The organism is Actinoplanes sandaracinus (genome assembly GCF_030009775.1).
In the GTDB taxonomy this organism is placed as follows: Bacteria; Actinomycetota; Actinomycetes; order Mycobacteriales; family Micromonosporaceae; genus Actinoplanes; species Actinoplanes sandaracinus.
Genome location: NZ_JASCTH010000041.1, coordinates 35,986 through 59,128 on the forward strand (window position 1 = coordinate 35,986; position 23,143 = coordinate 59,128).

Annotated in this window: 19 protein-coding genes; 15 read left to right on the forward strand and 4 right to left on the reverse strand. The window is 69.3% G+C overall.

The annotated features are described in order from the left end of the window. Positions 1-20: 20 nt before the first annotated feature. The 15 genes from QLQ12_RS41885 to QLQ12_RS41955 all read left to right on the forward strand — a co-directional run bounded on the left by QLQ12_RS41885 (position 21) and on the right by QLQ12_RS41955 (position 18,528). Entirely contained in the window at positions 21-1,655 is a 1,635-nt protein-coding gene (locus tag QLQ12_RS41885; protein WP_282766624.1) for a PH domain-containing protein, read from the forward strand. 26 nt (positions 1,656-1,681) lie between these two features. Continuing rightward, positions 1,682-2,662: an aldo/keto reductase gene (locus tag QLQ12_RS41890; RefSeq protein ID WP_282766625.1), complete on the forward strand. Its 981-nt coding sequence runs from the start codon at positions 1,682-1,684 to the stop codon at positions 2,660-2,662. Between the two features lie 71 nt (positions 2,663-2,733). Then, complete coding sequence (locus QLQ12_RS41895) at positions 2,734-3,309, forward strand: GNAT family N-acetyltransferase (RefSeq protein WP_282766626.1); 576 nt, start codon at positions 2,734-2,736, stop codon at positions 3,307-3,309. Positions 3,310-3,415: 106 nt separating this feature from the next. After that, positions 3,416-4,465, forward strand: a complete 1,050-nt coding sequence (locus tag QLQ12_RS41900) for an NAD-dependent epimerase/dehydratase (protein ID WP_282766627.1) — start codon at positions 3,416-3,418, stop codon at positions 4,463-4,465. Then, positions 4,465-5,733, forward strand: a complete 1,269-nt coding sequence (locus QLQ12_RS41905; protein ID WP_282766628.1) for an activator-dependent family glycosyltransferase — start codon at positions 4,465-4,467, stop codon at positions 5,731-5,733. The genes QLQ12_RS41900 and QLQ12_RS41905 overlap by 1 nt, the downstream gene beginning before the upstream one ends. A gap of 10 nt (positions 5,734-5,743) precedes the next feature. Continuing rightward, positions 5,744-7,006, forward strand: coding sequence for an activator-dependent family glycosyltransferase (locus QLQ12_RS41910; RefSeq protein WP_282766629.1), 1,263 nt, complete (start codon positions 5,744-5,746; stop codon positions 7,004-7,006). A gap of 27 nt (positions 7,007-7,033) precedes the next feature. Beyond that, positions 7,034-8,296, forward strand: coding sequence for an activator-dependent family glycosyltransferase (locus tag QLQ12_RS41915; protein WP_282766630.1), 1,263 nt, complete (start codon positions 7,034-7,036; stop codon positions 8,294-8,296). Continuing rightward, positions 8,296-9,567: an activator-dependent family glycosyltransferase gene (locus QLQ12_RS41920; RefSeq protein WP_282766631.1), complete on the forward strand. Its 1,272-nt coding sequence runs from the start codon at positions 8,296-8,298 to the stop codon at positions 9,565-9,567. The genes QLQ12_RS41915 and QLQ12_RS41920 overlap by 1 nt, the downstream gene beginning before the upstream one ends. Before the next feature lie 22 nt (positions 9,568-9,589). Continuing rightward, positions 9,590-10,867, forward strand: coding sequence for an activator-dependent family glycosyltransferase (locus tag QLQ12_RS41925; protein ID WP_282766632.1), 1,278 nt, complete (start codon positions 9,590-9,592; stop codon positions 10,865-10,867). Positions 10,868-10,869: 2 nt separating this feature from the next. Then, the gene (locus QLQ12_RS41930) at positions 10,870-12,147 is read left to right on the forward strand and encodes an activator-dependent family glycosyltransferase (protein ID WP_282766633.1); all 1,278 of its coding nucleotides are present in this window, start codon (positions 10,870-10,872) and stop codon (positions 12,145-12,147) included. 13 nt (positions 12,148-12,160) lie between these two features. Beyond that, a complete protein-coding gene (locus QLQ12_RS41935; protein WP_282766634.1) occupies positions 12,161-13,423 on the forward strand; it encodes an activator-dependent family glycosyltransferase in 1,263 nt (420 codons plus the stop codon). A 12-nt stretch (positions 13,424-13,435) separates the two neighbouring features. Beyond that, positions 13,436-14,701 carry an activator-dependent family glycosyltransferase gene (locus tag QLQ12_RS41940; RefSeq protein ID WP_282766635.1) on the forward strand — a complete coding sequence of 422 codons (1,266 nt, stop codon included), beginning with the start codon at positions 13,436-13,438 and terminating at the stop codon, positions 14,699-14,701. A gap of 10 nt (positions 14,702-14,711) precedes the next feature. Beyond that, a complete protein-coding gene (locus QLQ12_RS41945; RefSeq protein ID WP_282766636.1) occupies positions 14,712-15,986 on the forward strand; it encodes an activator-dependent family glycosyltransferase in 1,275 nt (424 codons plus the stop codon). A gap of 11 nt (positions 15,987-15,997) precedes the next feature. Continuing rightward, entirely contained in the window at positions 15,998-17,266 is a 1,269-nt protein-coding gene (locus tag QLQ12_RS41950; protein WP_282766637.1) for an activator-dependent family glycosyltransferase, read from the forward strand. Between the two features lie 23 nt (positions 17,267-17,289). Next, positions 17,290-18,528, forward strand: coding sequence for an activator-dependent family glycosyltransferase (locus tag QLQ12_RS41955; protein WP_282766638.1), 1,239 nt, complete (start codon positions 17,290-17,292; stop codon positions 18,526-18,528). Between the two features lie 80 nt (positions 18,529-18,608). Here the strand turns inward: QLQ12_RS41955 and QLQ12_RS41960 are convergent, their stop codons facing one another. The 4 genes from QLQ12_RS41960 to rfbA are packed head-to-tail and all read right to left on the reverse strand — an operon-like array spanning position 18,609 to position 23,082. Next, complete coding sequence (locus QLQ12_RS41960) at positions 18,609-19,508, reverse strand: SAM-dependent methyltransferase (RefSeq protein WP_282766639.1); 900 nt, start codon at positions 19,506-19,508, stop codon at positions 18,609-18,611. Positions 19,509-19,527: 19 nt separating this feature from the next. Beyond that, positions 19,528-21,054, reverse strand: coding sequence for an aromatic amino acid ammonia-lyase (locus QLQ12_RS41965; protein WP_282766640.1), 1,527 nt, complete (start codon positions 21,052-21,054; stop codon positions 19,528-19,530). Then, a complete protein-coding gene (locus QLQ12_RS41970; protein ID WP_282766641.1) occupies positions 21,051-22,163 on the reverse strand; it encodes an AMP-binding protein in 1,113 nt (370 codons plus the stop codon). Before QLQ12_RS41970 ends, QLQ12_RS41965 begins: the two co-directional genes overlap by 4 nt. Positions 22,164-22,209: 46 nt before the next feature. Beyond that, entirely contained in the window at positions 22,210-23,082 is an 873-nt protein-coding gene (gene rfbA, locus QLQ12_RS41975; protein ID WP_282766642.1) for a glucose-1-phosphate thymidylyltransferase RfbA, read from the reverse strand. Positions 23,083-23,143 lie beyond the last annotated feature (61 nt).

The following is a 23,143-nucleotide window of genomic DNA, read 5'->3' on the forward strand; positions in this document are numbered from 1 at the left end:
GGACCCGGCTGGACATCCGAGTGGTCTGGGTCGATGCGGTCATGGTGGTGCTGTCGTTCATTCCCACCGTCCTCGTCTGGTGGGTGTTCGACATCGACTTCGACGACGGCTCGTTCGGCATCTGGCCGGCGCTGGTAACCACCACGCTCGGTGTCACCGGCGCCGTCGGCGACTTGGTGCGCTGGATGAAGACGTGGTACAGGGTGACCGACGAGCGGATCGAGCTACGCAGCGGATGGCTGACCCGCAAATACCGGTCGGTGCCCCGCGACCGCATCCGCAGCGTGGACACCACCGCCAAGCCGCGGCACCGAGTGGCCGGGCTGCGGGTCGTGCACATCAGCTCCGGCGAGGCGCAGCTGTCGTTCAAGCTCGACGCGGTGACCAAGCAGACCGCCGAGGAGCTCCGCCGCGAGCTACTGATCGGCGGAACCGCCGGGATCGCGGCATCGGAGGAGGACGCGGCATCGGAGGAGACGCCGGCGCCAGGCCGGGACGAGACCCCGATCGCCGAGCTCAACTGGCGATGGATCTGGTACAACCTGATCAACATCTGGGCGTTCATCGTCGCGGCGCTGTTGCTCTGGGGCCTGTTCTGGCTGCTGCAGATCTTCAATATCGACTTGCGGGACCTGATCGCCAAGGTGATCGACTGGGAGGCCCTCGGGCAGACCTGGTCGATCGTGGTCGCCATCGGGGGGACGTTCCTGATCGGGGTCGCAGGCCTGGCGTTCGGGTTCGTCAACGAGAACTGGAACTTCCAGTTGGTCCGGACCACCACGGAGAAGGGCACCGCGCTACTCACCCGGCAGGGTCTTTTCGACACCCGCGAGGTGTTCCGCGACGACCGGCGGCTGCGTGGGATCCACCTCAGTCAGCCCCTGTTCTGGCGCTGGATCGGGCTCACCGAGACCGAGGTCGTCTCGACCGGGCTGGGGCATCGCGCGTCGAACGGCGAGCCGGCCAGCAGCATCCTGCCGCGCGCCCCGATCGGCGAGGTCCTGCGGGTCGCGGCGCTGGTGCTACCGGACGGCGTACGCCCGCTGGAGGCACCGCTGCTCGCCCATCCCCAGTCCGCCCTGTACCGCCGGTTCGTCTCCACCGTGGTGGGGCTCGCCGGCTGGGCCGGATTGCTGTACTGGATGGACGTGACCGGCGCGGTGCCGAGCTGGACATGGCTGTCGCTGCTGGCGCTGATCCCGTTCGGCCTGGTGTTCTCCGTGATCGGCTACCGGGCGCTGGGGCACGCCATCGTAGGGCCGTACCTGGTGCTGCGTTCGGGGGTTTCGCGTCTGTCCACCTTGGCCCTCCAGCGTCCTGCCGTGATCGGCTGGTCCATGCAGGAGTCATTGCTGCAGCGGGCCCTCGGCTTGGTGAACGTGGGCGTGGCCACCGCGGCCGGGGCCCGGCACTACAAGGCTTTGGACCTCAGCCCCGCGCAGGCCGTCGCGCTCATCCACCAAACGGCTCCGGGTCTGATCGACGATTTCCTGGAGCCCCTCGAGGACTTGTCAAGTGCCAATGTGGCCTCGGAAGAAATCGGTCCGGATGTATTGCGGGAGGACGGTTCGGTTGGCAATGATCCAACCGCCTTCCTGAGCCCATCAAGTACCCGGCGCGACATCGCGCGGGAAGGTGCGCCAGACGAATCCTGATTCCCCTCAGATTTGCAGGTAGCCACATGCGGGATACCAGACTCACGGATACTCTTTCGGTAAGCGCCATCGGTCTCGGATGCAGCCCGATGTCGCACGGATACAACCCGGCCGAGCGCGACGACAAAGAGTCGATCCGCGTCATTCACCGGGCGGTCGAACTCGGTATCAATTTGTTCGACACCGCGGATGTGTACGGACCGTTCAGCAACGAGGAACTACTCGGCCGGGCCCTGCGCGAGCACCGGGACGAGGTGCACGTGGCGACGAAATGCGGTCTGGTCGCCGGGCCCGGCGGCAAATTCCAGCGCAACGGCCGCCCGGAGTACCTGCGTGCCGCGTGCGAGGGCTCGCTACGCCGGCTGCAGGTCGACACGCTCGGGCTGTACCAGTTGCACCGCGTCGACCCGGCCGTTCCGCTGGAGGACACCTGGGGCGCCCTCGGTGAGCTGGTCACCGAGGGCAAGGTCCGCAACCTGGGCATCTCCCATGCCACGTGCGAGGAGCTGGAGTTCGTCCACAGCATCTTCCCGATCGCCGCAGTGCAGTACGAACTGTCGGTGTGGTCCACGCACAACCGGGACGACATCCTTCCGTGGTGCCGGAAGAACGGGGTCGGGTTCCTGGCCTTCGCCCCGATCGGGCGGGGCTTCTTGACCGGGACCGTGGGCAGCACACCGGGCATCGAGGACTCTCGCAGCCGGGACCCACGGTTCAGCGCCGAGGCATTGCGCGCCAACCAAGCGATCCTGGACGGGCTACGCACCGTGGCCGCCCGGCACGGAGCCACTCCGGCCCAGGTGTCGATCGCCTGGACGCTGACCCAGGGCGACAACGTGGTGCCAATCCCCGGTACGCGACGCCGGCGCTGGCTGGAGGAGAACGCCGCCGCCGTGCAGCTGCGGCTGGAGGCGCAAGACCTGCGCGACATCGATAACCTGCCGGCCGCCACGGGCGAGATGAGCTGGGACAGCACCCGCGTCGTCGGCGCCCGGCCGGCCGAGTGACCGGCCGACCGATCTGACTGTGACCTGTCCCGCTGGCGGGACGGGCTGACCACGACGCGATGGGATCCCACGTGCTCTTTCCTCACACGGCCTCGCGCCGCATTCGGCTGCGACCCGCGACCACCACGGACCGCGCCGACTTCTTCCAGACCGTCGTCCGCGCCGGCATGGGCAGCTCCCGGCAGGTGGCGCGGCCCACCACGAGGGTGGCGAAGCCGCACGCGGCATTCCTCGTGGTGCTGCGCAGCACTGACGAGACAATCGGCTTCAGTACGCTGCACACCCTCGACCCGGCCGGACACATCCAGTGCGGCGTCTACCTCGACCCGCAGCGAGCGAAGTTGGGCGTGGGTTCGGAGACCGTGCAACTGACGATCAACTACGCTTTCGCGACGCTCGATGTGGATAAGGTCATCACCCAGACGACAGAGGCGAGTTTCGCGTCTTTCGGGGTGACCACGGAAGACAATCAGGCATCTCGTGTGCAAGCGGATCACCTTTATTTCCGGGGCCAACTGTGGGATCAGTACGGATTCCATGTCGACCGTCAGGAATGGGACGACTATGTGGACCGGAAAGCGGATCGCGTCCTGCCTTCTCCGCTAGAGTGGCGGGCGGCGCCGCACCAGCACTTCGGCATTCGCTGATCATCTTTTCCTGCTGACTCCGGGCGCATCACGTGCGCGCCGACTCCGGGTTCTCCGTCGAGTCGGGTCGACATGTGCAGTCAGATCGAACAGCTAAGGAGAATCCGTGGCAGGCCACGAGAAGCGACCACTGGTGACGGTGCTCGGTGCGTCCGGACTGCTGGGTACGGCTATCGCCCGGGAGCTCGCGAGCCAGCCGATCCGCCTCCGGCTGGTCGGTCGCCGGCCGACCGCCGTTCCGGCTCGCAGGCAGGCGGAGGTGGAGGTGCGGACCGTCGACCTCACGGAGCCGGGGGCGGTCGCCGCCGCAGTGGCCGATGCGGACGCCGTCATCCATCTGGTCGCGTACATCACGGGACCGAGCACGTGGCGGGTGGCGGCCACCGACCCGGTCGCCGAACGAGTCAATCTGGGCCTCGTCGAGGATCTCGTGCGGGCGATCGCGGCCAGCCGGCCGGCGCGGCCGCCGGTGGTGCTGTTCGCCGGCTCGATGTCGCAGTTGGGGCGCCCGTCGGCGGCCCGCATCGACGGCACCGAGGTGGACGCGCCGCTGACCGCCTACGACCAGCAGAAGCTGGCCGCCGAACAGATTCTCCAGGCCGCCACGGAAGAGGGCGTCATCCGCGGTGCCACCCTGCGGTTGGCGACGCTGTACTCGCAGGGCATCGACTCGGCCATGCTGGATCGCGGCGTGGTCGCAGCGATGACCCGACGGGCGTTCGCCGATCAGCCGCTCACCATGTGGCACACCGGCACGGTCACCCGGGACCTGCTCTGCATCGACGACGCGGCCCGCGCTTTCGTGGCCGCGCTGGACCAGGAGCAGGCCGTGACCGGACGGCACTGGTTGGTCGGAACCGGCGTCGCGACGAGTGTCGCCGAACTGTTCGGCATGATCGCCAAGGTCGTCTCGACCCACACCGGCCGGCCGGCCGTGCCCGTGCTCTCGGTGTCGCCGCCGAAGCACTCCGCGGAGACCGATCTGATCGACTATGTGCTGGATCCCGCCGTATTCGAGGCGGCGACGGGGTGGTCGGCCCGGGTTCCGCTGATGCACGGGCTGGACGGGCTGGCTGCGGCGATCGCCCGCGAGACCGCCACGAACGCCGGCGAGACAGCGGCGGATCTCATCGCGACGGCCGAGCGCGGCAGCTGATGCGGATCCTGTTCGCGGCCGGCCGGGAGAAGAGCATCTTCCTGTACCTAGTGCCGCTCGCATGGGCGCTGCGCAGTGCCGGGCACGAGGTCCGGGTCGCCAGCCAACCGGCTTTCGCCCCGGTCATCACCCAGGCCGGGCTGACCGCCGTGCCGGTCGGGCGCAATCACGATCCGTGGCGTCTCACCGCCCTGACCCCGGACGGCCGTGCCGGCCTGCGTCGCGGCATCCCGGCGCCGTACGACGTCGTGGAGGACCCGACGGCGGCGGACTTCGCGGCGCTGCGCACGGGGGTCGCGGCCGCGGTCAACGGCTGGCACAAGGCCGGGAACGTCCCGATGGTCGCGGAACTCGTCGAGTTCGCCCGGGCGTGGGAACCCGATCTGGTCATCTGGGAGCCGATGACGTACGCCGGGCCGATCGCCGCGAAGGCGTGTGGCGCCGCCCACGCCCGGTTGTTGTTCGGTATCGACGTCTACGGCGCCGCTCGGGAGATCTACCGCCGCCTCAACGCCGCCCAACCGGAAGCAGAGCGCGCCGACCCACTCGCCGACTGGCTCGGTTCGTACGGCCGCAAGTACGGGTTCGACTACACCGAGGATCTGGCGACCGGACACTTCACGATCGACCAGTTCCCGAAGAGCCTGCAGCTCGAGACGGACAGCCTGGACCACGTCCGGATGCAGTACATCCCCTACGGCGGGGCGGCGGTCGTCCCGGAATGGCTGTGGGCCTCGCCCGAGCGGCCGCGTGTCGCGGTCACCCTGGGCCTCACCGCGACGGAGGTCTTCGACGGCTACAACGTGCCGCTCGCCGACATCCTGGCGGACCTGGCCACGCTCGACATCGAGGTGGTGGCGACGGTGACCGAGGCGGAACAGGCGCGGCTCCCCCGGCTGCCGGACAACGTCCGGATCACCTCGTACGTGCCATGGCATGCGCTCGCGCCGACCTGCGCCGCCGTGGTGCATCACGGCGGCGCCGCCACGCTGGCGACGACGTCCCGGCACGCGGTGCCGCAGCTCGCCCTGCACTACCACTTCGACCAGCCGATCCTCGGCCGCAAGCTCGCCGAGCACGGCGCCGGACTGGAGATCGGCACCACACAGGCGACCGGCGCCGGCGTCCGCTCGGCCGTGCACCGGCTGCTCACCGAGCCCGCGTTCCGCGACCGGGCCCGGGACCTCACCGCCGAGATTCTCGGCGCGCCCAGCCCCAGCCGGCTCGTCGGCCGGCTGGAGCAGCTCACCGTCAAGAACCGGGCCTGAGGGAGGTCACATGCGCGTTCTGTTCACCGCCAAGCCGGAGACGGCACATCTGCTGGCCATGGTGCCGCTGGCCTGGGCGATGCGGACCGCCGGCCATGAGGTCCGGTTCGCCAGCCAGCCCGGGTTCGCCGACGCCATCACCCGGGCCGGGCTCACCGCAGTCGGCGTCGGGCGGGACACCGACGTATGGCAGCTTTCCGCCCGATATCCCAGCTGGCCGTGGGCGATGACGCCGGACCTGCCGGTCCCGTACGACACCGCGGCGTACCCGGAGCGGGCCACCTGGCAGCACCTGAGCGACGGGTACGCCGACGTCCTCAAGTCCTGGCACAAGCCGGTGAGCTTCCCGATGATCGCCGGCCTGGTGGAATTCGCCCGGGAGTGGGAGCCCGACCTGGTGATCTGGGAGCCGACGGCGTACGCCGGCCCGATCGCGGCGAAGGCGTGCGGTGCGGTGCACGCCCGTCTGCTGTGGAGTATGGACGTGTTCGGCGTTACTCGCGATCACTTCCTGCGGGTGCGCGGTGACCGGCGCGAGGACCCGTTCGCCGAGTGGCTCGGCTCGTACGGCGCCAAGTACGGCTTCGAGTTCAGCGAGGACATGACGGTCGGCCAGTTCACCATCGACCAGATCCCCGGCAGCCTGCGAATGGCCGCCGACCTGCACTACGAGCCGATGCGATTCGTCCCGTACGGCGGAGCCGCTGAAGTGCCGAAGTGGTTGTGGACGAAGCCGGCCGAGTCCCGCGTCGCGTTGACCATGGGCCTGAGCGCCACCGACCACGGCATGGGGTACGCCGTCAGTGCCCAGGAGGTTCTCGACGCACTCGCGGACCTGGATGTCGAGGTTGTCGCGACGATCGCCGAGGCCGAGCAGGGGAAGCTGGGCCGGTTGCCTGGCAACGCCCGGGTGCTGTCGTATGTGCCGTTGCAAGCCCTCGCACCGACCTGCTCCGCGGTGATCAGCCACGGCGGCTTCGGCACGATGCTGACCACCGCGCTGCACGGCGTGCCGCAGCTCGCATTGCCGTGGGACTTCGACGGCCCTGCCTTCATCAGGCGTGCCACCGCACAGGGCGCCACGTTGGCCGTGCCCGCCGCGCAGGCGACCGCCGGCCAGATCCGCGACAACGTGCAGCGACTGCTGCACGAGCCTGTCTTCCGGGCCCGTGCCGCTCAGCTGCGCGACGAGATGTATGCCATGCCCACGCCTCACCAGCTGGTTCCCCGGCTGGAGGAACTCACCGTCAAATATCGCACCGCCGCCCGCTGACGTCGGCCACGAGGAAAGAGAGACACGATGCGTGTCCTGTTCGCCGCTAACCCGGAGAAGAGCATCTTCCAGTACCAGGTGGCCGTGGCATGGGCGCTGCGGACCGCCGGGCACGAGGTGCGTTTCGCCAGCCAGCCAGCATTCGCTTCGACGATCACACAAGCCGGGCTGACCGCCGTGCCGGTCGGGCGCGACCGGGTGCAACGCCGCGGCGCGCGACCGGAGGAACTGGAGGCGACCCGGGCCGGATACCCGGAGCCCTACGACGCCTTCGACGACCCCGACCGGGCCACCTGGGAGTTCCTCAAGCCGGGGATGCTGCAGGCGGTACACGGGTGGCACCGGTACGACAACTTCGCGCTGACCGCCGGGCTGGTCGAGTTCGCCCAGGCCTGGCAGCCGGACCTGGTGATCTGGGAGCCGTTGACCTATGCGGGCGCGATCGCGGCGAAGGCGTGCGGCGCGGCGCACGCCCGGCTCCTGTTCGGCATCGACGTCTTCGGGGGCGTCCGGCAGACGTATCGACGGCTCAACGCCGCTCAGCCGGTCTCGGACCAGGCCGACCCGATGGCCGACTGGCTCGGCTCGTACGGCGAGCGGTACGGGTTCGACTTCTCCGAGGACATGGTCACCGGTCACTTCACCATCGACCAGTTCCCCGCCAGTCTGCAGGTCGAGGCCCCCGGCCTGCACTACGTCCGTACCCAGTTCGTCCCGTACGGCGGGCCGGCGGTCGTACCGAAGTGGCTGTGGGCGAAGCCCGAACGGCCGCGGGTCGCCCTGACCATGGGGCTGAGCGCGACCGAGGTCTACAACGGTTACACCATCTCGATGGCCGAGGTGCTGGAGTCGCTGGCAAGCCTGGACATCGAGGTCGTCGCGACGGTGACGGAGAAGGAGCAGGCCAAGCTACCGCGTCAGCCGGACAATGTCCGGCTGGTGCCCTACGTGCCCTGGCACGCCCTGGTGCCCACCTGCTCGGTGGTGATCCACCATGCCGGCGCCGCCACCCTCGGCACCACCGCGCTGCACCCGGTGCCGCAGCTCGCCCTGCACTACCACTTCGACCAGCCGACGCTGGCCCACAACCTGGCGGAGCAGGGCGCCGGCTTGGAGATCCACACGACTCTGGCCACCGGGCAGAAGGTACGTGACAGCGTCCAACGGCTGCTCACCGAACCGATCTTCCAGGAACGCGCTGAGGCCCTCACCGACGAGGTCCGAAGCTCACCGAGCCCCAATCAGCTCGTGCCGGTTCTGGAAGAGCTCACCAGCAAGTTCAGGGCCTGATGATGCGCGTTCTGTTCACCGTCAATCCTGACAAGAGCGTCTTCCTGTCGATGGTGCCGCTCGCGTGGGCACTGCGCGCTGCGGGGCACGAGGTCCGCGTCGCCAGCCAGCCCGGCTTCGCCGGCATCATCACCCAGGCCGGCCTGACCGCGGTCGGCGTCGGGCGCGACACCGATGTCTTCGGCAGGATCAAGGATCAACATCCCGAGGAGTACGACGCGCAGCGCGCCCGGCTGCCGCAGCCGTACGAGGCCGCCACCCTGACGCCCGAGCAGCTCGACTGGGCCGCGATGCGCGACGGGTACCAGCACGTGCTGCGCTTCTGGCACAAGCACGACAACTTTCCAAGCACCGCGGAGCTGGTGACGTTCGCCAAGGCCTGGCGGCCCGACCTGGTCATCTGGGAGCCGACGACGTACTCCGGCGCGATCGCCGCGAAGGCCTGTGGGGCGGCACACGCCCGGCTGCTGTGGAGCATCGATGTGTTCGGCGTCACCCGCGACCGCTACCAACGATTGCGTGGCGACCGGACCGAGGACCCGCTCGCGGACTGGCTCGGGGGGTACGCCCGCAAGTACGGCTACCCCTATGACGAGGACATGGTGACCGGCCAGTTCACCATCGACCCGCTGCCCGACTCGATGCGCATGGATGCCGGCCTAGAGCGCGTGCCGATGCAGTACGTGCCGTACGGCGGGCCGGCGGTGGTACCGAAGTGGCTCTGGACGGCCCCCGAGCGCCCGCGGGTCGCGGTGACCCTGGGCATCACCGCCACCGAGCGGTTCGCCGGGTACGCCGCCGACGTCCGGGAGATCCTCGACGCCGTCGCCGACCTGGACATCGAGGTCGTCGCCACCATCGCGGCGTCGGAGCAACACCGGCTGACCCGGATTCCGGACAACACCCGGGTGCTCTCCTTCGTACCCCTGCAGGCGCTCGCCCCCACCTGCGCCGCGGTGATCAGCCATGCCGGGCCGGGGACCTTCCTGACCACCGCCCTGTACGGCGTGCCGCAGCTGACCCTGCCATGGGATTTCGACGAGCCGGAACTGGCCCGCCGCGCCGCCGAGCAGGGCGGCACGCTGGTCATCGACGCGAACCGGGCCACCGGGCAGGTGGTCCGGGAGAGCCTGCTACGGCTGTTGCGGGAACCCCGGTTCGCCGAGCGCGCGGGGGTGCTTCGCGACGAGCTGCGTGCCCTGCCCAGCCCCGGCGAGATCGTCGGCCGGCTCGAAGAGCTCACCGTCAAGTACCGCACCGCCAGCCGCTGACGTCGGCGACGAGAGGAATCCCATGCGCATCCTGTTCGCCTCGAACCCGGAGAAGAGTGTCTTCCTTTACCTGGCGCCGCTGGCCTGGGCGCTGCGGACCGCCGGGCACGAGGTGTGCTTCGCGGGTCAGCCTGCCCTGACCGACGTGATCACCCAGGCCGGGCTGACCGCCGTGCCGGCCGGCCTGTTCCGCGACATCCCCCGGCTGCTCCGGATGGCCGCGGCCGACCTGGAGATCGAACGGCCCGGTATCCCCGAGCCGTACGACGCGTTCGACGACCCGGACAAGGCCACGTGGGAGTACCTGAAGCCGGGCATGGTGGAAGCGGTCAGCACGATGCACCGGCCGCCGAGCTTCCCGCTGATCGGCGGCCTGACCGAGTTCGCGCTGGAGTGGAAGCCGGATCTGATCATCTGGGAGCCGCTCTGCTACGCCGGGCCGATCGCGGCGAAGGCGGTCGGGGCGGCGCACGCCCGGATGCTGTTCGGCGTCGACGTCTTCGGCGTGGTGCGCGAGATGTACACGAAGCTCAACGCGGCACAGCCGGCCGCGGACCGTTCGGACCCGCTCGCCGAGTGGCTCGCCACCTACGGGCGCAAGTACGACTTCGAGTACTCCGACGACATGACCACCGGGCACTTCACCATCGACCAGATGCCGCTGAGTCTCCAGGTGGAGGCCGAGAGCCTGGACTACGTACGGATGCAGTACGTGCCGTACGGCGGGCCGGCGGTGGTACCGAAATGGCTGTGGGCCCAACCGGAGCGGCCCCGAGTGGCGCTGACCATGGGCCTGACCGCCACCGAGGTCTACAACGGATACACGATCGCGATGGCGGAGGTACTGGACTCGCTGGCCGACCTCGACATCGAGGTGGTCGCAACGGTCGCGGAGAAGGAGCGGAAGAAGCTGCCCACGCTGCCGTCCAACGTCCGTCTGGAGTCCTACGTGCCGTGGCACGCCCTGGTGCCCACCTGCTCGGCGGTCATCCACCACGGCGGCGCCGCCACCATGGCCACCAACTCGCTCTACCCGGTTCCCCAGCTGGCCCTGCACTACCATTACGACCAGCCCACCCTCGGTCGCAAGCTGGCCGAGCACGGCGCCGGCCTGGAGATGCACACCACGGTCGCCACCGGTGACGCGGTCCGGGCGAGCGTTCAGCGGCTGCTCACCGAACCGCACTTCCAGGTGCGGGCCCAGGCGCTGACCGACGAGATCCGGGCGCTGCCCACCCCGAACCAGCTCGTTCCGCAGCTGGAACAGCTGACCGCCAAGTACCGGACCAACGGCCGCTGACCATGCGTGTCCTCTTCACCACCTACTCCCAGAAAACCCACTTCCTGGCGATGGCCCCACTGGCGTGGGCGTTGCGGACCGCGGGGCACGAGGTCTGCTTCGCGGTGCAGCCGAAGTTCGCCGACGTGGTCACCCAGGCCGGCCTGACGGCGGTGCCGGTGGGTGGCGACCGGGATCTGTGGCAGATCATGAACCGCAACCTGACCTGGCTGTACGCCGGCGAGAACGGGTTGCCGATCCCGTACGACACGGCCGAGTGGGCGCCGGAGGACGTCACCTGGGATCACCTCTGGTATGGCTACGACGTCCAGATCAAGCGCTGGCACAAGGTCAGCAACGTGCCGATCATCACCGACGTGGTGGAATTCGCCCGCCAATGGCAGCCGGACCTGGTGATCTGGGAGCCCGTCACGTACGCGGGTGCGCTGGCCGCGAAGGCGTGCGGGGCCGCGCACGCTCGACTGCTCTTCAGCTTGGACACGTTCGGCGTGACCCGAGCGCACTTTCACCGTGTGGTGAACGCGCTGCCGCCCGACGAGCGGCACGATCCGTTCGCCGAATGGCTGGAGCCCTACGCGCGCAAGTACGGGTTCGAGTTCTCCGAGGAGCTGATCACCGGCCAGTTCACCATCGGGCTGCTGCCACCGGCCCTACGGCTGGAGGCGGAACTGAACTACCTGCCGATGCGCTACCTGCCGTACGGCGGCCCGGCGGTCGTGCCGAAGTGGCTGTGGGAGGACCCCGGGCGCCCGCGGGTCGCGCTCACCATGGGACTCAGTGCCACCGACACCGACGTGGGCTATGCGATAAGCGTCCAGGACATTCTGGACGTCCTCGCCGATCTGGACATCGAACTGGTCGCCACGGTGTCCGAGCAGGAGCAGGCCAAACTGGCCCGGATCCCGGACAATGCCCGGCTCGTCCCGTTCGTCCCGCTGCCCGCGCTCGCACCGACCTGCGCGGCCGTCATCCACCACGCCGGGTTCGGCACGCTCGCGACCGTGGCGTCGTACGCCGTACCCCAGCTCGCGGTGGCCCGCGACAGCGACGGCCCGGCACTGGCCCGGCGGGTCGAGGCGCATGGCGCCGGGCTCGCGTTGGACGCCACGTCCACCAGCGCCAAGGAGATCCGGGAATGCCTACTCCGGTTGCTCTCCGAGCCGTCGTTCCAGGCCGGCGCGGACCGGCTGCGCGACGAGATCCTGGCCATGCCCACTCCGAACGAACTTGTCCGCCAGCTCGAGGACCGGACGGCCTCGCACCGGGCCGCTACACAGTAGAGGGACTTCCACCATGCGCGTACTGTTCACCGCCAACCCGGAGAAGGCGCACCTGCTGGCCATGGTGTCGATGGCGTGGGCGCTGCGGACCGCCGGGCACGAGGTCCGGTTCGCCAGCCAGCCCGCCTTCACCTCGACCATCACCCAGGCCGGGCTGACCGCGGTCGCCGTCGGTCGCGACGTGGACCTCTGGGATCTCATCCCGCGTGATCCGCGCTTTCCCAACTGGGTCTGGGAACCGGAGTACGGGCTGCCCACCCCCTACGACGTGGTGGACGACCCGAGCCGCGCGACCTGGGAACACATGGTCGAGGGCTACCAGGAGCAGCTCACCTCGTGGCACAAGCCTGCGAGCTTTCCGATGATCTCCGGCCTGGTGGAATTCGCCCAGGCCTGGAAACCCGACCTGATCCTCTGGGAACCGCTCTCGCTGGCCGGGCCGATCGCGGCCCGGGCCTGCGGCGCCGCGCACGCCCGGCTGCTCTGGGGCGTCGATGTCTTCGGCCTGACCCGGCAGCACTATCTCCGGCTGCGCGGCGACCGGACCGAGGATCCGCTGGGTGGGTGGCTGGCCGGCTACGCCCGCCGATTCGGCGGCGACTTCGCCGAGGACATGCTCACCGGCCACTTCACCATCGACCAGTTGCCGTCGTCGCTGCGTGTCGAGGCGGACCTGCACTACGAATCGGTGCAGTTCACGCCGTACGGCGGGCCGGCGGTGGTGCCTAAGTGGCTGTGGGAGAAGCCGTCGAAGCCCCGGGTCGCGCTCACCATGGGCCTCAGCCTCACCGACCACAAGGCCGGCTACAAGATCAGTGTGCAGGACGTCTTCGACGCTCTCGCCGACCTGGACATCGAGCTGGTGGCGACGATCGCCGAGTCCGCCCAGCCGGCCGTCACACACGTGCCGGACAACGTGCGGATGGTGCCGTACGTGCCACTGCACGCCCTCGTCCCGACCTGCACGGCGCTCATCAACCACGGTGGGTTCGGCACCGTGATGACCACCGCCCGGCACGGCGTGCCGCAGCTGGTGGTGCCGTGGGACTTCGACGCGCCGGCGCTGGCCGCCCGCGTCGGACAGCAGGGCTCCGCGCTGGTGACCCGGGCCGACGAGGCCAGCGGCCAGAGCATCCGGGACAGCGTGCTCCGGCTGCTCGGCGAGGCCCCGTTCCGGGACCGGGCCGGGGAACTGCAGCGCGAGATACAGGCGCTGCCGACGCCGAATGAACTCGTGGGGCGCCTCGAAGAACTCACCACCACCTACCGGGCCTGACGGAGGTCGACCATGCGCATCCTGTTCGTCGCCAACCCGGAGAAGAGCATCTTCCTCTACATGGCGCCGCTCGCCTGGGCGCTGCGCTCGGCCGGGCACGACGTCCGGTTCGCCAGCCAGCCGGGCTTCGCACCGGTGATCACCCAGGCCGGTCTCACCGCGGTTCCGGTCGGCCGGGACCGGGACGCGTGGCGGATGGCCCGGATGATGCCGGGCGCGGTCGAGGAGTCCCGGGCCGACCTGCCGCTGCCGTGGAGCTGCGTGTCGGACCCGGCCAACGCCACCTGGGAGCAGATGTTCCACTCCCAGGTCGCCGCCGCCGAGACAGCCCAGTCGCAGAACTTCCCGATCATCGCGGATCTGGTCGAGTTCGCCCGGGCCTGGGGGCCGGACCTGGTCGTCTGGGAGCCGATGACGTACGCCGGGGCGATCGCCGCCAAGGCGTGCGGCGCGGCACACGCCCGGCTGCTGTTCGGTGTCGACGTCTTCGGCCAGACCCGGGCGCTGTTCCACCGGTTGTCCGACGCACAGCCGGCCGAGCACCGAGGGGATCCGCTCGCCGACTGGCTCGCCCCGTACGGCCGCCGGTACGGCTTCGATGTCACCGAGGATCTGACCGTCGGCCATTTCACCATCGACCAGTTCCCGGCCAGTCTCCAGGACGAGGCCGCCGGCCTGCAGTACGTCCGCACCCAGTACATCCCGTACGGGGGCCCGGCGGTCGTGCCGCGGTGGCTGTGGGCGAAACCGGAGAAGCCGCGGGTCGGACTCACGATGGGACTCACCGCCACCGAGGTGTATGACGGGTACACCATCTCGATGGCCGAGGTGCTGGAGTCGCTTGCCGACCTCGACATCGAGATCGTGGCGACCGTCGCCGAGGCCGAACAGGCGAAACTGCCCCCGCTGCCGGACAACGTACGGCTGGTGTCGTACGTGCCGTGGCATGCCCTGGCCCCGACGTGCGCGGCGGTCATCCACCACGCCGGCGCCGCCACGATCGGCACCACGTCCCGGCACGCGGTGCCGCAGCTCGCCCTGCACTACCACTTCGACCAGCCGATCCTCGGCCGCAAGCTCGCCGAACACGGTGCCGGGCTGGAGCTGCACACGTCGGTCGCCACCGGGGCGGCCGTCCGCGCCGCGGTCCTGCGGCTACTCACCGAACCGTCGTTCCGCCGGCGCGCCGCGGACCTCACTGCGGAGATCCACGCTGCGCCCAGCCCTAACCGGCTCGTGCCGCAGCTCGAAGAGCTGACCACCAAATACCGGTCCTGAAGGAGCACCCGTGCGCGTCCTGTTCGTCGCCAATCCGGGCAACAGCATCTTCCTCACGATGGTGCCGCTGGCCTGGTCCCTGCGGACCGCCGGCCACGAGGTCCGGTTCGCCAGTTCACCGTCGTTCACCGACTCGATCACCCAGGCCGGGCTCACCGCCGTACCGGTCGGCCGGAATCTCAAGATCTCCCGGCTGCTCAAGGTGTACAACGTGGACACCGAGTCACTCGAGGAGTCGCGTCCCGGCCTGGCCGCGCCGTGGGACGTCGTGGAGGACCCGTCGAAGGCCGACTTCGACTACCAGTTCGCCGCGCACTACGAGATGGTCAAACAGGGGCACATGCCGGAGAACTTCCCGATGATCGGCGGGCTCGTCGAGTTCGCCAAGGCCTGGCGGCCCGACCTGGTCATCTGGGAACCGTTCTCGTACGCCGGTGCGATCGCCGCCAAGGCCTGCGGCGCGGTGCACGCCCGCCTGCTGTGGAGCATCGACGTCTTCGGCCTGACCCGCGATCTGTACCTGAAACTGATGGCGGAGCAGCCGCCGGAACGGCGCGCCGACCCACTCGGCGAATGGCTCGGCTCGTACGGCCCCCTGTACGGCTACGAGTACACCGAGGACATGGCGGTCGGCCACTTCACCATCGACCAGTTCCCGGCCAGCCTGCAGATCCCGGCGGGTCTGCACTACGTGCCGATGCAGCACATCCCCTACAACGGGGTCTCGGTGGTGCCGAAATGGTTGTGGGAGAAACCGGCGAAGCCGCGGGTGGGCATCACCATGGGCCTGACGGCGACCGAGTTCTTCACCGGCTACACGTTCAATCTCCAGGACCTGCTCGACGAGCTGGCCGACCTGGACATCGAGGTGGTCGCCACGGTCACCGAGGAGGAGCAGCGCAAGCTGGCGCGGATTCCGGACAATGCGCGGCTCGTCCCGTTCGTACCGTTGAATGCCCTTGTCCCGAGTTGCTCCGTGGTGGTGCACCACGCCGGGCCCGGCACGTTCCTCACCGCCGCGCGGTATCCGATCCCCCAGCTCGCCCTCGGCTACCACTTCGACGAGCCGATCTTCGCCCGCAAACTCGCCGAGCAGGGCGGAGCGCTCGAACTCGCGCCGGGCGAGGCGTCCGGCCGGGCCATCCGGGAGAACGTGCTGCGGCTGCTGCACGAGCCGCAGTTCGCCGCCGGCGCCGCCCGGCTGGCCGAGGAGCTCCGGGCGATGCCCACCCCCAACCAGCTGGTGCCGCAGCTCGAAGAGCTGACCGCCAAGTACCGGCCCTGAGGAGGCAGTCCATGCGTGTGCTGTTCACCGTGATCCCCGAGAAGACGATCTTCCTGACCATGGTGCCGCTGGCGTGGGCGCTGCGCACCGCCGGTCACGAGGTGGTCGTGGCCAGCCAGCCGAGTTTCGCCGACACGATCACCCAGGCCGGGCTGACCGCGGTGCCAGTCGGGCGGAGCATCGATATGTGGCGGATCTCCCGCCTGACGCCCGACCTGATGGAGGAGGCCCGCCACGGGCTCTCCATTCCCTGGGACGTCGCGGTCGACCCGGCCAACGCCAACTGGCAGTACCTGACGTACGGGTACGACGAGGCGATCCGGGAAGGGCTCAAACCGGACAACTTCCCAATGATCGCCGGGCTGGCCGAGTTCGCCCGGGCCTGGCAGCCCGACCTGGTGATCTGGGAGCCGCTCAGCCCCGCGGGCGCCATCGCGGCCAAGGCCTGCGGCGCCGCCCACGCCCGGCTGCTGTGGAGCATCGACGTCTTCGGCGCCACCCGGGCGGAGTACCTCCGGCTCCGTGACGAACGGCCGGCCCACGACCGCGCCGACCCGCTCGCCGACTGGCTCGGCTCCTACGGTTCCCGGTACGGCTACGAGTACACCGAGGACATGGCGACCGGGCACTTCAGCATCGACCAGCTGCCCGACACGCTCCGGCTCGACACCGACCTGCATCGGTTGCCGATGCGGTACGTGCCGTACGGGGGGCCGGCGGTCGTGCCGAAGTGGCTGTGGGCGAAGCCGGAGCGGCCCCGGATCGCACTCACCATGGGCACCACCGCCAGCGAGTTCTTCGCCGGGAACGTGCTGAACCTCGGTGACGTGCTGGACTCGCTCGCCGACCTCGACGTCGAGGTGGTGGCCACCGTCGCCGACGCGGAACGGGAGAAACTCAACCCGGTGCCGGGCAACGCCCGGGTGCTGCCGTACGTGCCCTTGCACGCGCTCGCGCCGACCTGCTCGGTCGTCATCAGCCACGCCGGTCCGGGCACGTTCCTGACCACCGCGCTGCATGCCGTTCCGCAGGTCAGCGTGCCGTGGGACTTCGACGAGCCGGAACTGGCCCGCCGTGCCGCCGTCCAGGGCGGCTCGCTGGCGATCCCAGCCGACCAGGCCACCGGCGACTCCATCCGGGACGCAGTCCAGCGGCTGCTGGCCGAACCGGAATTCCGGCGCCGCGCGGCCGATCTGCGTGACGACCTGCATGCCCTGCCCGCACCGGCCGAGGTCGCCGGCGAACTCGTCGAACTCGCCGCCGCGTACCGCGGCAGCTGACCGAAGAAGAAAGGACGACGCCGATGCGCGTGCTGCTCTGCACCCTGCCGCAGAACACCCACTTCCTCACCCTGGCGCCGCTCGCCTGGGCCCTGCGCACCGCCGGCCACGAGGTGCGGGTCGCCAGCGCGCCGGGCTTCAGCGGCCGGATAACCCAGGCCGGCCTGACCGCCAGCCCGGTTGGCCGGGACCCTGAGGTCGCCGAGGACGACTCCGCCGCGCGCGAGTCGATCCGCCGCGGGCTGCCCCGGCCCTACGACGTGGCGGAACTCGGCCCGGACGCGGTGGCCTGGGATGACGAGGCCGTCGAGGGGTACGGGATCATGGTCCAGTACGCCTTCGGCGAGGACAACGAGCCGATGATCGACGACCTGGTGGAGCTGGCCCGTGCGTGGCAGCCGGACCTGGTCCTCTGGGAGCCGTTCACGTACGCCGGCCCGATCGCGGCGAAGGCCTGCGGCGCCGTGCACGCCCGGTTCCTGTTCACCACCGACGTACTCGGCGTGACCCACGAATGGGTCCGCGGCCTGGGCGTCGAAGACCCCTTGATCGACCTGCTCACCGAGGCGAGCCGTCGGTACGGCCTGGACTACTCCGACGACCTGGTCGCCGGGCAGTTCACCATCAACCAGTTGCCGCCGTCGCTGCGTACCATCGGCACCGGCGACTACCTGCACATGCAATATGTGCCGTACGGCGGGCCGGCCGTCCTGCCGAAGTGGCTGTGGGCGAAACCGGAGCGGCCTCGAGTGGCGCTCACCATGGGTCTCAGCGCCACCGAGTACTTCGACGGTTACACGTTCCGCCCGAGCGACATCCTGGCCAGCCTGGCCGATCTGGACATCGAGGTTGTGGCGACGGTCGCGGCAAGCGAGCAGAAGCGACTGGGCACGGTGCCGGACAACTGCCGTATCGAGCCGTATGTAGCACTGCACGCTCTGGCACCGACCTGCTCGGCGGTCATCCATCACGGCGGCTTCGGCACGCTGAGCACGGTCGCGTTGCACGGCGTGCCGCATCTGGTGCTGCCCTATCACTTCGAGGGCCCGCTGCTGGCCCGCAAGCTTGCCGAGCAGGGCGCCGGCCTCGTCGTCGACGCGGACGCGGTCTCCGGCCAGGCGATCCGGGAAGCCCTGTTGCGGCTGCTGCACGAGCCGGAGTTCGAGGTGCGGGCCGCCCGGCTGCGGGCCGAGTACCGGTCGTTGCCCAGCCCCAACGAGCTGGTGCCGCAGATCGAGCAGTACGTGGCCAAGCTGCGGTAGGCCGAGCCGCGTCAGGCCGGTGGACCGGCTGGACCACGAAAGGAGGGGGGCGCCGCGCCGGCCCCCCTCCTTTCGCCGTGTCAGCGGCGCTGGTCGGGCTTGTGTGCCACGACGATCACGACGCCCTCGGCGGGGTCGACGCTCTCGTCGATTTTCCAGTCCTCGGCGGTGGTATCGGCGAGGATCGCGGCCAGCTCCGGCGGCAGCTTGGCGCCCCTTTCCAACTGGTCACGCATCGCCGCGTACGTGTACGGGAAGGTGTACTTGGTCTGCTGCGTGATGTCGATCGTCTCGTCGAGGATCAGCCCGGCGTGCTGGGCGAACTCCACGTAGTCCTCGATCTCGACCAGCGGGGCGGCCCGCCACGCCTTCAGCATCTCCACCAGAGCACGCTGTTCGTCCTCGTCGTCACTGATCGGCCCACGCTGGATGAAGTCGGTGAGGGCCACCCGTCCACCGGGCTTGAGCACGCGGGCGATCTGCCGCAGCACGTGGGCCCGGTCCTCCATGTGAACGATGGACTCCAGCGCCAGGACGGCGTCGAACGAATCCGGCTCGAACGGCAGGTCGTTGGCATCGGCCACCTGGAAGGACAGCTGGTCCTGCAGGTTCAGCGCCTCGGCGCGGAAGCCAGCCAGCTCGACGTCCTTCGAGCTGATCGACACACCGACCACCTGAGCACCGGTCGTCTTGGCCATCTGCACGGCCGGCTTACCCGGTCCGCAGCCGAGGTCGAGGACTCTGTCGCCCGGCTTGATCCGGAGCTTGTCGATCATGATCTCGGTCAACCGGGCGGCCGCGACCTCGATGCTGCTGTCGTCGTCTGGGCCGTCCCAGTACCCGTAGTGCATGTTGCCACCGTAGAACTGGGCAATCACCCGGTTGTACTGGTCATAGAACTCGGCGACCTCCGCCGGCGTCGAGGCCTTGAAGTTCCAGGAGTGGTACCGCGTCCGCTGTAGCAGCTTTTTCAGGCCCATGGTCTCGATGTTCCCTTTCTCAGTCGACGTCTGTACCGGCCAGCGATGCGCCGGCATGCTTGGCGAACAGGTCCCCGGCCGCGCGCACCTCGGCGGCCATCGGCCGGTCGGCGTCCAGCGGCGGAGAGATTTCGGCCAGGTCGGCCCACAGCCCGGCGCGCTCGACCTTGTGGCCCAGCATCGCGGTCAGTTGCGAGACGCCCAGGGCGAGCGAGCCGATGGCGAGCCAGCCGAGCTCCAGCGCCTCCGCCACCGAGTTGGCCCCGTTCAGGGTCATCGGCACATGGTCCTGGTTCCAGCCGTTGGTCGGCAGGGTGGTCAACGAAGCCGGGTACACCAGCTGCCGGATCTTCGAGATGAACGACGTCGCGCTGATCTGCACGCCGGCCAGTCCGCAGCCCCGGCCGGCACGCGGCGTGAGCATTATCGGCAGGTCACCGTTGGTGGCTGGGTTGACCACCAGGCCGAGCTGCCGTTCGGCGAGGTACGCGGCCATATGCAGAGCCAGTCCGATTTGTTCGGACGCGAAGCCAACCGGCATGGCGTGGAAGTTGCCGCCGTGCAGCACCCGGCCGTCGAAGGTGATCGGGTTGTCGGTCACCCCGTTCGCCTCCCGGGCGAGTAGGTCACCGGCGGCGTTGAGCTGGTCCAGGACGGCGCCGAGCACCTGCGGGGCACAGCGCAGACTGTACGGCTCCTGCAGCGGCCGCCGCGGGTCGCGCACCTGGTCGGCGGGCATCTCCTGGCGGATCCAGTCGGCTACGACAAGCTGTCCGGACTGGCCGCGAGCGGTGCTGATGCCGGCGTCGAAGTGCTCCGGGTTGCTACGGAGCAGGGTGGCGAGTCGGCCGCTGAGCACGGCGGCGGCGCGGACCAGGCGAAGGGCGGACTGGTGGTTGAGGATGGTCTGCGCCAGGCCGACTCCGGTGCCGTTGACGAACGCGAGCGCTTCGCGTACCGGCCATTGCAGCGGGGCCGTACCGAGGTCGGCGAGCACCTCCGCGGCGGGCTGTGTCACCCAGCGGCCGTGCCCGGCGCGGACCCACGCCTCGCCGAAGCCGGTAAACGCCAGCGCGGCGTGCGCGAGCGGCTGAAGGTCACCGCTGGCGCTGACGGTGCCGTCACGGGGAATCACCGGGGTGAACCCCAGGTTCCACAGGTCGGCCAGGCGCTGCCAGAAGTCGGGGGAGACCGCCGAGTACCCGCGCCTCATGCTGTTCAGCCGCAGCAGCAGCACCAGGCGGGACACCTCCGGGTCCAGCGGTCGGCCCTGCGCTGTGCCCAGGTGCGATATCAGGGACGTACCCTGTTCCATCTCCGAATCTGCGGCATACACCACCAGCGGGCCGAAACCCTGGGTGAGGCCGTAGATCGGCTCCCCGGCCGCCAACTGCTTGGCGACGACGGCCGAACTCGCTCCCATCCGGGCGATGTCGGCGTCGGTGCACGACTCGACCTTGGTGCCCCACGCGGCGTTCCGGACAAGGTCGGCCAGGTATGCCCGGCTAGTCAGCTGGGTTTCGGACGCGTCGGCGGTCGTTGTCACGATGCTACCTCTACCTCGGTCGGCATGGATGTTTGGACGTGTCGCAATTTGCCCGTCTCGGATCGGTCGATCCGGGGGACCACATGCACGCGTCGCGGGCGTAACCCGATGCGGGCGTAGGCCGCCGCGAGGTCGACATCGGCGAGGCGGCCGCCCGGCGCCAACTCGAGCAGCAGGTCGACGTGCTCACCGATCATCCGGTCGGCGACCGGGACCAGCGCGAGGTCCGGGCAGTCCAGCACGCCGCGCAACTGGTGTTCGAGCGCGTCCAGGTTGAAGCGCCGGCCGTTCACCTTGACCAGGCGGTTGCGCCGGCCGGCGAAGGAGAAGCTGCGGTCGTCCACCGGCGCGACATGGTCATCCGTCGCCCACACGGCCGGTGGGATACCTCCTGGCCGGAAGGCAAGCCGAGGGCTGCGAACGACGAGAGGGACCTCACCGTCCTCATCGACGGCCACCTCGCCGCCTGCGAAGCTGACGTCCGGGAACAACGTCCACGGTGGCGGTTCCGCACCGTCCCGCCATCGCCGCAGCGCGACACCGCCGGCCTCGGTGGATCCCATCACGTCGACGACCAGTGCGCGGTCCGGACCGGCCGCGGCGAGGAACTCCCCCGCCGTCGCCGGCAGCATCGCGCTGCTGTGCAGCACGGTGAGGTGCTCCAGGGACCGGACCCAAGGCAGGTGCTCCAGCAGCAGCCGGAAGATCCACGGTGTCGCCGCGACCACCACTCGACGCCCGGCCAGCGCAGGCAAAGTGCCGAAGAAAGTCGGGCGGTACCACACCCGCACGCCCAGCTGCGCTGGGACGAATACGGTGGCCAGCGCGCCGTACAGGTGTGCAGGTGGCACGAACGAGACGACCGCCTGTGGGCGCTCCGGCCGGACCAGGTCAGCGAGGAGGCCGGCTTCCAGCCAGACATTCTCTCGGTATCGCTGCCAGCGCTGTTGCTCCCCGGTGCTGCCCGAAGTCTGGAATTCCACCGTGGCCGGCACCGTTTGCCGAACCATTTCCTCAGCGTCCGCCGGCGCGCTTTCCCAGCGCACGGTCCAAGCTTTGTCTACGATTTCCGGTGCAGTGAAACCGAGTGTCAACAATTGCTGCGGCATGAATTCTGAATATCCCACCGGCACTCCTCACTGGTCGGTCCATCTCTCAAGCCGCCGACTCCGCAGTTTCCATAAGGTAGCGACCGTATTCCGAGTTCTGCATTCTGACGCCAAGCCGGTGGCAGGTGTCCGCATCGATGTAGCCCATTCGCAACGCGATTTCCTCGAGGCAGGCGACCCGCACACCCTGCCGCTTCTCGATAACCTGGACGTACTGGCTCGCCGCGAGCAGCGAGTCGTGCGTGCCGGCGTCGAGCCAGGTGAAGCCCCGCCCGAGCCGGACCAGCTTGGCCCGGCCCTGCTTCAGGTACGCCAGGTTGACGTCCGTGATCTCCAGTTCGCCGCGGGCCGACGGAGCCAGGTCCCGGGCGATCTCCACGACGTCCGAGTCGTAGAAATACAGCCCGGTGATCGCGTCACTGGAGCGCGGTCGCAGCGGCTTCTCCTCGATGGAAACCAGCTGGCCGGCACCGTCGATCTCGCCGATGCCGTACCGCTCGGGGTCCGATACCGGGTACCCGAACAGGGTGCAGCCGTCCAGTTCCGCGCGGGCCGCTTGCAGCAGCCGGGGGAACCCGGCTCCGTGGAAGACGTTGTCTCCGAGGATCAGCGCCGCGTCATCGGAGCCGATGTGGTCGGCGCCAATGACGAACGCCTCAGCGATGCCCCGCGGCTCGTCCTGCTTCGCGTAGGTGATGTTGATGCCCAGCTGCGAGCCGTCGCCCAGCAGCACGCCCAAGGTCGGCAGGCTCGCCGGCGTGGAGATCACAAGTATGTCCCGGATGCCTGCCAACATCAGCACCGACATCGGGTAGTAGACCATCGGTTTGTCATAGATGGCGAGCAGCTGCTTCGACGTCGCAAGGGTCGACGGATACATCCGCGTACCACTTCCGCCCGCGAGAACAATTCCCTTCATCGCCCCGTCCGTTCGTCTGGGTCCCGGTGTGCCGGAAAGCTTCCTCAAACCACGATTCGAC

Coding starts and splice junctions, on each gene's coding strand:
- QLQ12_RS41890 (WP_282766625.1), top strand. CDS start 1,682: ATGCGGGATACCAGACTCACGGATACTCTTTCGGTAAGCGCCATCGGT.
- QLQ12_RS41905 (WP_282766628.1), top strand. CDS start 4,465: ATGCGGATCCTGTTCGCGGCCGGCCGGGAGAAGAGCATCTTCCTGTAC.
- QLQ12_RS41910 (WP_282766629.1), top strand. CDS start 5,744: ATGCGCGTTCTGTTCACCGCCAAGCCGGAGACGGCACATCTGCTGGCC.
- QLQ12_RS41915 (WP_282766630.1), top strand. CDS start 7,034: ATGCGTGTCCTGTTCGCCGCTAACCCGGAGAAGAGCATCTTCCAGTAC.
- QLQ12_RS41920 (WP_282766631.1), top strand. CDS start 8,296: ATGATGCGCGTTCTGTTCACCGTCAATCCTGACAAGAGCGTCTTCCTG.
- QLQ12_RS41925 (WP_282766632.1), top strand. CDS start 9,590: ATGCGCATCCTGTTCGCCTCGAACCCGGAGAAGAGTGTCTTCCTTTAC.
- QLQ12_RS41930 (WP_282766633.1), top strand. CDS start 10,870: ATGCGTGTCCTCTTCACCACCTACTCCCAGAAAACCCACTTCCTGGCG.
- QLQ12_RS41935 (WP_282766634.1), top strand. CDS start 12,161: ATGCGCGTACTGTTCACCGCCAACCCGGAGAAGGCGCACCTGCTGGCC.
- QLQ12_RS41940 (WP_282766635.1), top strand. CDS start 13,436: ATGCGCATCCTGTTCGTCGCCAACCCGGAGAAGAGCATCTTCCTCTAC.
- QLQ12_RS41950 (WP_282766637.1), top strand. CDS start 15,998: ATGCGTGTGCTGTTCACCGTGATCCCCGAGAAGACGATCTTCCTGACC.
- QLQ12_RS41955 (WP_282766638.1), top strand. CDS start 17,290: ATGCGCGTGCTGCTCTGCACCCTGCCGCAGAACACCCACTTCCTCACC.
- QLQ12_RS41960 (WP_282766639.1), bottom strand. CDS start 19,508: ATGGGCCTGAAAAAGCTGCTACAGCGGACGCGGTACCACTCCTGGAAC.
- QLQ12_RS41970 (WP_282766641.1), bottom strand. CDS start 22,163: ATGCCGCAGCAATTGTTGACACTCGGTTTCACTGCACCGGAAATCGTA.
- rfbA (WP_282766642.1), bottom strand. CDS start 23,082: ATGAAGGGAATTGTTCTCGCGGGCGGAAGTGGTACGCGGATGTATCCG.